This window comes from Bacillus sp. S4 (genome assembly GCF_040838205.1).
GTDB lineage: Bacteria > Bacillota > Bacilli > Bacillales > Bacillaceae_G > Bacillus_A > Bacillus_A cereus_U.
The window spans coordinates 1-9,909 of record NZ_JBFPJI010000120.1; the positions used below are offsets into that span (position 1 = coordinate 1).

Genomic DNA, 9,909 nt, shown 5'->3' on the forward strand with positions numbered 1-9,909 from the left:
ACTTATCATAATAAGCATAGATACCGCAACACACATTACAATCGCATTACGATCTTGCTTTTCTTTTTGTAAATGTTCTACTTTTTTACTCATGTGTACAATCCCCTTTATATTAAAAAAAGTGTGAGATAGGAAATTTTTCTTATCCGATGCGAGGTGAATACGAAAACCCTCTCTATCTCACATACACAATAGAATGGAATTGTCATTTTATAAATAAAATGACATGACGTTATGTCGCAACATAGGGTATTTGTGTCGCTACGTTTTCTATTATAAAAAATAGTTGTGCAAAACTAGTGCATTTTTTATGTCAATTGCCCTGATTGAAAAAATCAGCCATCCATTCAATCACATAAAAAGAGTTTTTTATTATTTTCATGTAAACTATACAAGTAGAATGAAGAGTTTGGGGTGCACAAGATTATGGTGAAAATTTTATTAGTAGACGATGAAGAACGTATGTTACGATTATTAGATCTGTTCTTAAGCCCTCGTGGCTATTTTTGTATGAAAGCTACCTCTGGCCTTGAAGCGCTAGAATTAATCGAACAAAAGGACTTCGATATTATTTTATTAGATGTTATGATGCCAAATATGGATGGGTGGGATACTTGCTATCAAATCCGTCAAATTTCCAACGTTCCAATTATTATGCTAACAGCTCGCAACCAAAATTATGATATGGTCAAAGGCCTGACCATGGGAGCAGATGACTATATTACAAAACCATTCGATGAACATGTATTAGTCGCGCGAATCGAGGCTATATTACGTCGTACAAAGAAAGATAGCTTTGTTAGCTTCAATGGTATTGAGTGGGATAAAACGAAACATACTGTTACAGTTTATAATGACAAAATCTCACTAACTCCTATTGAATTTTCGTTACTCGGACTATTTTTACAAAATACAAACCGTGCCTACAGCCGAGACGATTTAATCGAGAAGATTTGGGGCTATCAAACAGATATCGAATACAGAACTATCGATTCACATATTCGTAATATACGGGATAAGTTACGCAAAAAAGGATTTCCAGTTGAAGATTACTTAGAGACTGTCTATAAAGTTGGATATAAATGGAAAAGCGAATAATTAATTTGATCAGTGGACAATAGTAGACCACTGACCCTTTATATGAAATAAGGTATGGTGAGAAAATGAGCAGACTTTCCCTTAAAGTTGGGACATACTTTTTAATATTAGCTTTATGTATTGAGACAATCGCTTTCGTATCTTTTTATAAAAGTCTTTCAAAAATGCGTGTTGAAGAGGAAACCATTGCTCTTTTAGAGAAGGGAAACCGCTATCGTGATACGATCGAACGGCGTGCAAAATGGAGCAAATACGGCAAATACGCTGAGCAAAAAAAACATGCTGAACATCTCAACCGCCCTGCCTCTTCTGGCTTCTCTATTGAAGATGCCGCTGAAGACTTAATGGAAACAGAAGCACTTACTAATTCTGATATAGCCATTGTTATAACTGACAGTAATGGAAAAATCACTTCGGCCTCAGAAACAGTAACAAAAGATATGCAAAAACAACTTCATTGTAAAATCCCCCCAGTTAAAAAGGGGGGATTAATAGTAGAAAAGAATTGGAAAGAATCAAAATTCATCTCAACAGTAACACCAATTGACACAAAAGACTTTCAAGGTAAATTACACATGTTCTTAAAAACATCCTTCTTAGAAGATATGCTACTTAGACTAATGAATCAATTCATTATCGTGAGTATTTTGACACTTATTTTAACAACTATTTCTGTCTTTGTTTTTTCTCGAGTTATTACAGATCCTCTTATAAAGATGAAGAGAGCAACAGAAAAAATGTCAAAATTAAACAAACCAATTCAATTAGGGATTAAACGAAATGACGAACTTGGAAGTTTAGCCACAACCATTGAGGAACTGTCTAGTGAACTGACGTATATGAAAAAAGAGCGAAACGAATTTCTTGCCAGTGTAGCGCACGAGTTACTAACTCCACTAACTTATATGAAAGGTTATGCGAAAGTGGCAAAGAGGAATTCTTTAACGAAGGAAGAACGTGAAGAGTATTTACAAATCATCGAGGATGAAACCGATAGTGTAACTGATCTCGTACAAGATTTATTTATGCTCGTACAATTAGAGCAACATCAATTCGTTATTAAAAAACAAAAAATGCTCCTGAGACCATTTTTAGAACGCATGGTTGAAAAAACAAAAACAACATTAACCAACAAACAAATAGAAATTCATGTGTACTGTAAAAATGATTTAGAAGTTTGTATAGATGAAAGGCGTATGGAACAAGTGATGTTAAATTTATTGCAGAATGCTTATCAACATTCGCCAGAAAACACTTCTATAACAATACGTGTACTAACCAATGCGCATACTTTTACAATAAGTATACAAGATGAAGGTGAAGGTATTCCAAAAGAAGATATCCTACACATTTTCGATCGCTTTTACCGTGTCGATAAATCTAGAACACGAGCTACGGGAGGAAAAGGTATCGGACTAGCTGTTGCAAAGGAAATTGTAGAACTTCATGATGGTTCTATCGAAGTTAAAAGCGAATTAGAAGTCGGAACAGAATTTATAATTGAATTACCATTTGAATAATATATGCGTGAAATCACCAGTAGCAGAACACTACTGGTGCTATTTTATTTATAAAACCAGCTCATATAAGCTAAGCTTTTGAAATTATTCTTATTTCAATATAAAATATAGGTATAACTGTCAAAGATTTGGAGGGTGATATAATTGGATATCCATGTATTAACAAAAGACGAAGCAGAAATTTACTTAGAACTTCGAGTAGAAGGGTTAAAACAAAACCCGGAAGCTTTCAGCTCTTCTTATGAAGATATTATTAATAAAGAGTGTGCTATTGAATATAAAGCCCAAAAATTAGCACAAGATGAGAACTATACACTAGGTGCATTTAAAGATGGAGAATTAATCGGAGTTGCAACACTGGAAACGAAACCATATGTAAAACAAGAACATAAAGCGAAAATTGGTTCAGTATACGTGTCTCCAAAAGCACGCGGACTTGGAGCGGGAAAAGCACTTATTAAAGAATGTCTTGAGCTTGCTAAATCTTTAGAAGTAGAGCAAGTTATGCTTGATGTTGTTGTCGGAAACGATGGTGCAAAAAAACTTTATGAGTCATTAGGATTTAAAACATTTGGTGTGCAAGAACGCTCATTAAAATATAACGGACAATATTGGGATGAAGAGCATATGGTTCTTTTCCTAGATGAAGAAAAATAATAAAAAAACATCCTCCATTTATGAGGATGTTTTTTACTTTCTTTTAAACCATGCTGTATATAATAATTGAATGGCCTCTTCAATTTCTTCCTCTAATAAAGTCGCAAATCCAAGCAATACTGTACTTTTTGGAGAAGTCCCTTCCCTATAATACATCGAAACAGGGTACACTTTAATACTCCTTTCAGCTGCAGCTTCCATTAATTCTTTCTCTTCCATCCCGTTATGCACTTTTAATAAAATATGTAGGCCGGAATCTTCCCCTATTACTTCAATGCGATTAGAAAAATATTTTTCTATTACCGAAACAAGACGGTCTCTCTTCTTTCGGTACACAACACGCATTTTATGAATATGTTTTTCCCAATGCCCGTCATTTAAAAATTTCTTAATGATCTCTTGATCTATTCTTGAAACGCTTTGTGTGTAAAATAAATATTGCTCCTGATACTGCTTAATGAGGGGTTTTGGCAACACCATATAACTCATCCGTAATGATGGCAATAGCGCTTTAGACAGCGTCCCCATATAAATTACTTTCCCATCTCTATCTAACCCTTGCAGCGCTGGAATTGGCTTTCCTGAATAGCGGAATTCACTATCATAATCATCTTCAATAATATATCTTCCTTCTTCTTTTTTCGCCCATTGTAAAAGCTGTATTCTTCTCGTAATTGGCATAATCATCCCGCAAGGAAACTGATGCGAAGGTGTAACAAATACAACATTTGCATGGCTATCCGCTAACTGTGACATACGAATTCCATCTCTATCTAAAGATAACATTTGTACATTTTGTTCCCCTTGCTCGAAAACAACCATTTTCCGATGGTACCCAGGGTTCTCAACCGCATAACGACTTCCCTTTAACAACTGAAATAACATTTTTACTAATATTTGCGTACCCGCTCCTATTACAATTTGACTAGCTACGCATCGTACACCTCTAGATTCATACAAATAGCTCGCGATTTCTTCTCGTAAACTTACCTCCCCTTGCGGATGTCCAATAAAAAGTAAATCTTTATTTTCAAATTGCCATACCTCGTTCGTAATTTTTCGATATACATGAAACGGAAAAGTATTAGTATCCACACCCGTTTGAGTGAAATCAAATTTATACTTCTTATCTTGAAAAGGCGCTTCTCCTATTACCTCTTCGCTGCCTTCCACATGAATCATTTGCTCGATTTCACATACAAAATAACCTTTTCTAGAAATCGACTCAATATATCCTTCAGCAAGAAGTTGCTCATAAGCAGCTTCAACTGTATTTTTACTCACTTGTAAATATGTCGCCAGCTTCCTCTTAGCCGGTAATTTCGTAAAGGCCGGAATCGTTCCATCTTTAATCTCTTTTTTTATATACTCATACAATTGTACATACAATGCTGTCTTACTATTTGCACTCAAATTAGGCGTTAGTTCTAACACAACATCTGACCCCTCCCAAAAATACATAACTGATACTTTTTGCAGTACCAGAAGTTCTATATAATTCCTTTTATCATGTAACACATTAATAATCAAATACTAGAGAGGAGATGCATGATAATGAACAATGGTAGACGCATCGGACTTATGATGATTATTACAGGAGCTACCCTGTGGGGATTATCTGGTCCCATGATTCAGTGGCTATTTCAACATACGAACGTATCATCAATTGATTTTTTAACAATTCGCCTGTTACTCGCAGGAATATTCATTTTGGCTTTCTTGCTTATTAAAAAACAAAACATATTTCACATTTGGAAACATCCTAAACACTTTATACAACTTATAATTTTCTCTATTCTTGGCATGCTTGGTGCGCAGTACGCTTTTATCGAAACAGTTCATATTAGTAATGCCGTAACGGCAACACTATTTCAATTTCTAGGTCCTGTTCTTATTACCATTTACGTTGCGTTTGAGCAAAAGAAATTCCCTGCTTCTATGCAAATACTCGCAATTATAACTGCACTAACAGGGACATACTTTATTATTACAAACGGTTCAATTGAAAATATTGTTTTATCTAGAGCAGCTATTACTTTCGGCCTATTAACAGCGATTGGTTTTGCGTTTTATACCCTTCATCCGGCTTCTCTTATTAAAGAATGCGGAACAACTATAGTAATTGGCTGGGGGATGTTAATTGGAGGGATTGCACTGCTTATTTGTAATCGTTCTTTTGGATGGAATCAGATTTCGCAAACTTTCACATTTCAAACTTTTTCTATGCTTATTCTTATCATTATAAGTGGCACTCTTTCCTTCCTTCTTTATATCGGGAGTCTTAAATATTTAACAGCAACAGAAACAAGTATTTTATCTAGCATTGAACCACTTGTAGCTGCCATCGTTTCAATCGCTTGGCTTAATGAATCCTTTGGAGCATATCAATTATTAGGCGGAGTATGTATCGTTCTTTCTGTTATTCTCTTAACAATGTCTCAAAAAAAGAGAGAACCAACCTTTTCAACTGAACAAATATAGAAAATGTCAAAAGAGGTCGTACAAAACTTACGACCTCTTTTTATGATTTAAAGGAATTGTCCCGCCTGCTAGCAAATACAATTACACTAACAATAAAAATTAGGAGTGTGGCACCATGAAAAAAATCGGAACTATGCTACTTTTCTCCTTCCTCATTACTGGCTGCGCGCAGGTGCAGCCAGATTCAAATGTACCTAAAAAAGAAGTACTAGAAACGTCATCTTCTCAAATTAACGCACCTTCTTTTTTTCATCTTAGTGTTTTAAAAGATGTAAATTGGGAAGAAGCTCCATCATTCGTAGAAGGAAAAATACCGTTAAAAGGCATCGAAGGAAAAATCGCCATGGCTGATAGCTCTATTATCGCAAATGAACAAAATGAAATAATGTGGTTCTTCCTAGATCCTGAAATGCCAACTGGAAAACTATCTATTATTGCTTTAAAACAAGGCTCTATCCTTCCAACACCAATAATCGTTCCAAAGGAAACTTCCGAACCAAATTGGACTACTTCAAATACAATCGATACTACAATAAAAGAACTCCCTCTCGTAATGTCACTACCTTCATCTGGATTATGGGTATTAAACATATATGTGAATGAAAGATATTATGATCAATTTGTAATCACTGCCGAATAAAGTGACAAAACTGGAACACTTCCTTACAACAATGTAATTTCTACGTCACGTACTTCAATAGTTGGATTCTCTCTCTTCTCTTATACTTAAAGTAAGAAATGAAGCGAGGAGAGATGAGAGATGAAAAAAATGATAGAAGTGATCGTAGCAGTAACTGAGGTTTTAGTAAATGGTAAACAAGTTGCAATGGAATTAAATAAATAATGAAGGGACATAAATAATTCTATCCTTCTTCATTATTTTGATTTCTTATCTCAAAAAAAGCAGTGCCTTTTTAAGGCACTGCTTTTGACTATCTATAACTTGGCATTTTCGTAATTTGCGCCACCCCTGAATCAATGGCTGCTTTCGCTACTACTTCTGCAACACTTGGAACAACTCTTTTATCTAATGGATTTGGAATTACATAATTCGCATTACGCTCTTCGTCTGTAATTATGTTAGCGATCCCATATGCTGCCGCTAATTTCATCTCTTCTGTAATATCAGTCGCACGTACATCTAACGCACCGCGGAATATTCCAGGGAACGCCAATACATTATTTACTTGATTCGAATAATCAGAACGCCCAGTTCCTACTACAGCTGCCCCAGCTTCTAATGCGTCCTCTGGGAATATTTCTGGAATTGGATTCGCCATTGCAAACACAATTGGTTTCTCGTTCATCGTCTGTATAAGTTCTTTCGTTAATACGTTTGGAGCAGATACACCGATGAAAATATCAGCTTGATGAATCGCTTCCTTTAATGTTCCACGTACATATTCTCGATTTGTCTTCTGTGAAACTTCGATTTGCGCTTCGTTCATCCACGTTTCACCTTCACAAACAATACCTTCTAAACTAACTAACGTAATGTGTTTTGCGCCAGCTTTTAATAATAATTTTCCAATTGCAATTCCTGCCGAACCCGCACCGTTAATAACAATTTTCACATCATCCATTTGTTTACTTACAACTTTTAATGCATTAATAACAGCTGCTAAAACGACAATAGCCGTCCCATGCTGATCATCATGAAATACAGGAATATTCGTTTCTTCTTTTAATCGTTTTTCAATTTCAAAACAGCGTGGTGCTGCAATATCCTCTAAATTAATACCTGCAAATGTAGGCTCTAGATTTTTCACAAGGGTAACGATTTCATCCACATCAGTCGTCCCTAAACATAGCGGGAAAGCATCTACATTCGCAAACTTCTTAAATAAAATACTTTTCCCTTCCATAACAGGCATAGCCGCTTTCGGTCCAATATTCCCTAAACCAAGTACTGCTGTTCCATCTGAAACAACTGCAACCATATTCCCTCTTGCTGTATAGTCATACGCTGTTTCCTCATCTGCTGCAATTGCTTTACAAGACTCTGCTACCCCCGGTGTATAAGTCAAACTTAAATCGTCCGCTGTATTCACTTCTACTTTACTTGTAATTTCAATTTTCCCTACTAACTCTTTATGCAATAACAATGATCTTTCATTAATTTGATTTTCTAACATACTTATAATCTCCCCTTAATTTGACAAGCTAGCTATACGAATATAGCTAGCTTGTTTTGATCATGAAAACATTTTCAATAAAATTGTTGCTGTTACGACCACTGCAGCCCCGCCTAAACGCGTTGAAATTTGCGCAAACGGCATTAATTCCATACGATTTGAAGCTGATAGAATAGCAACATCTCCAGTTCCACCTAAACCACTATGACATCCAGTTACAATTGCTGATTCAACTGGATACATTTTCATCACTTTCCCTACAAGAAAACCTGATGCTACCATTGTAAGAACAACTGATGCACAAACAACAACATATCCTACAGAAAGAACTGCTGCTACGTCTTTTAACGGAATGTATAGCAATCCTAAACCGACCATTAACGGCCAAGTTAAATTCTTTGAAATAAATTTATATAAATGGAATGCTCCTTGCTCCATTTTTGCTGGCATTAATTTAAAGTATTTCACAAGTGCTGCTGAGAAAATCATAATGATTGCCCCAGGAATACCGATGAACTTAGAAGCAAATCCTCCAAAGATGAAGAACGTACATGCAATTAATAAACCTGCTCCCATTAATGAGAAGTCAATTGGTTTTTCTGTATTTTGCTCTTTTAATAATTCTGCTTGATTATCTGTTTTTACTAATACACCATTCCCACTAAGTTCAGGTCTCTTCTCCCCTAATCGTTTCATATAGCCTGCACTCACGATTGCAAACATATTTCCGATAATAGCTGCTGGAATAAGCTGTGATACAAATGTTGCTGATGATTCATTTAAAATATCACCGTAAGCTAACGACAATGGTAAAATCCCTTCCCCAATACCACCACTCACAATTGGTACGATGATAAAGAAGAATGTCTGCTTCATTTCAAATCCAAATAGTGAACCTACTAATAAGCCTACTGCTATAGAAGCTAACGTTCCTACTACTAAAGGAATAAACATGCGAACGAAACCTTGTACTAACACTTTACGATTCATTCCCAAAATACTTCCTACTACTAAACAAGAAATATATAAATATAAAAAGTTCGATTTTTTCATTAACATAGTCGCAGCTTCCATTGAAGCTGGATTCATCCAGTTGAAAAATACAAGTAACGATGGAATAAATAATGAAAGAATTGCTGGACCACCGATGTTTTTTAGAATTGGAATTCTCATCCCAATGTCACCTAAGAAAATACCCATAATCATAATAACTGCAAATCCACCAATCATATCTGCTGGTAATTTATTATATACAGATGCCCCATAAATAATAGCAGCCAATACTACATATAACGGTAAAGGTATTACACCGATTTTTACATTCATAATTTTAGAAGCGAACGATTCTCTTTGTACCTCATTTCCCTCAGAAAATGATACCGCTTCCACATTCTTTTGAATTCCCATATGGCACCCCCTTGTTTTCTTAATAACAATATTAAAACGCTTTCAATAGTAAAAATAGTTTTTGTAAGTTTTGTAACTACTTTTGTAATTAAAAAAAGTATAAGCGACCTATAATAAGTCGCTTATACGTAAAAGTCTATTTTGTTTGGGTCAATACACCTTAATTTACTTACCGGCCTTCCCACATGTTGATACACCATTTCATTCTCTAAAACTCCAATTTCAGTCAAAAACATTACATACTTTCGAATAGAAACTCTTGAAACCCCTACTAATTTCGCCATTTCATCTGTTGTAAATGCTTGTCCGTGAAGCGATTTGATTTGCTGCCAAATTAGTTGCAATGTTTGCTTTGTTAATCCTTTCGGAAGCTCTTTATAGTCAAAGGACTCTCTTTTTTCTTTTTGTAAAATTAGCGAATCTAATTCCGATTGACTAATTTTTTGTTGTTCTTTCATGAAAGTAAATTTTTCTCGATACACAGTTAATGCTTCCTTAAAGCGTTCAAATGTAAATGGTTTAATTAGATAGTCTACAACTCCATATTGTAATGCTTTTTTTATACTTCCCATATCATGTACAGCTGAAATCATCATAATATCAATTTCTTT

The 9,909-nt window shown here is 35.1% G+C and carries 9 protein-coding genes; 5 read left to right on the forward strand and 4 right to left on the reverse strand.

Going from position 1 to position 9,909, the window contains the following annotated elements; translation table 11 throughout:
* The first annotated feature begins 426 nt into the window (after positions 1–426).
* The 3 genes from AB3X48_RS13085 (at position 427) to AB3X48_RS13095 (ending at position 3,275) form a co-directional block, all read left to right on the forward strand.
* Positions 427–1,098 (forward strand): response regulator transcription factor, encoded by a 672-nt coding sequence (locus AB3X48_RS13085; RefSeq protein ID WP_088098691.1) that lies wholly within the window; start codon positions 427–429, stop codon positions 1,096–1,098.
* A 65-nt stretch (positions 1,099–1,163) separates the two neighbouring features.
* Positions 1,164–2,618 (forward strand): sensor histidine kinase, encoded by a 1,455-nt coding sequence (locus AB3X48_RS13090; RefSeq protein ID WP_016103496.1) that lies wholly within the window; start codon positions 1,164–1,166, stop codon positions 2,616–2,618.
* A gap of 144 nt (positions 2,619–2,762) precedes the next feature.
* The gene (locus AB3X48_RS13095) at positions 2,763–3,275 is read left to right on the forward strand and encodes a GNAT family N-acetyltransferase (RefSeq protein WP_000351210.1); all 513 of its coding nucleotides are present in this window, start codon (positions 2,763–2,765) and stop codon (positions 3,273–3,275) included.
* A gap of 33 nt (positions 3,276–3,308) precedes the next feature.
* On the opposite strand, the gene pdxR is transcribed toward AB3X48_RS13095, so the two are convergent.
* Positions 3,309–4,709, reverse strand: a complete 1,401-nt coding sequence (gene pdxR, locus AB3X48_RS13100; RefSeq protein WP_088098690.1) for a MocR-like pyridoxine biosynthesis transcription factor PdxR — start codon at positions 4,707–4,709, stop codon at positions 3,309–3,311.
* Between the two features lie 120 nt (positions 4,710–4,829).
* Here pdxR and AB3X48_RS13105 point away from each other — a divergent pair, with 120 nt between their 5' ends.
* Both AB3X48_RS13105 and AB3X48_RS13110 read left to right on the forward strand, forming a co-directional pair.
* A complete protein-coding gene (locus AB3X48_RS13105; RefSeq protein ID WP_016103494.1) occupies positions 4,830–5,756 on the forward strand; it encodes a DMT family transporter in 927 nt (308 codons plus the stop codon).
* 115 nt (positions 5,757–5,871) lie between these two features.
* Positions 5,872–6,396, forward strand: coding sequence for a DUF4871 domain-containing protein (locus AB3X48_RS13110; protein WP_002159347.1), 525 nt, complete (start codon positions 5,872–5,874; stop codon positions 6,394–6,396).
* A gap of 292 nt (positions 6,397–6,688) precedes the next feature.
* On the opposite strand, the gene AB3X48_RS13115 is transcribed toward AB3X48_RS13110, so the two are convergent.
* The 3 genes from AB3X48_RS13115 to AB3X48_RS13125 form a co-directional block, all read right to left on the reverse strand.
* Positions 6,689–7,891: an NAD(P)-dependent malic enzyme gene (locus AB3X48_RS13115; RefSeq protein ID WP_016103493.1), complete on the reverse strand. Its 1,203-nt coding sequence runs from the start codon at positions 7,889–7,891 to the stop codon at positions 6,689–6,691.
* A gap of 60 nt (positions 7,892–7,951) precedes the next feature.
* Positions 7,952–9,298, reverse strand: coding sequence for a 2-hydroxycarboxylate transporter family protein (locus AB3X48_RS13120; protein ID WP_002113946.1), 1,347 nt, complete (start codon positions 9,296–9,298; stop codon positions 7,952–7,954).
* A 122-nt stretch (positions 9,299–9,420) separates the two neighbouring features.
* The coding region (locus tag AB3X48_RS13125; RefSeq protein ID WP_367959657.1) for a response regulator at positions 9,421–9,909 on the reverse strand (489 nt) is incomplete at its 5' end.

Coding starts and splice junctions, on each gene's coding strand:
- AB3X48_RS13085 (WP_088098691.1), top strand. CDS start 427: ATGGTGAAAATTTTATTAGTAGACGATGAAGAACGTATGTTACGATTA.
- AB3X48_RS13090 (WP_016103496.1), top strand. CDS start 1,164: ATGAGCAGACTTTCCCTTAAAGTTGGGACATACTTTTTAATATTAGCT.
- AB3X48_RS13120 (WP_002113946.1), bottom strand. CDS start 9,298: ATGGGAATTCAAAAGAATGTGGAAGCGGTATCATTTTCTGAGGGAAAT.
- AB3X48_RS13105 (WP_016103494.1), top strand. CDS start 4,830: ATGAACAATGGTAGACGCATCGGACTTATGATGATTATTACAGGAGCT.
- AB3X48_RS13115 (WP_016103493.1), bottom strand. CDS start 7,891: ATGTTAGAAAATCAAATTAATGAAAGATCATTGTTATTGCATAAAGAG.
- AB3X48_RS13110 (WP_002159347.1), top strand. CDS start 5,872: ATGAAAAAAATCGGAACTATGCTACTTTTCTCCTTCCTCATTACTGGC.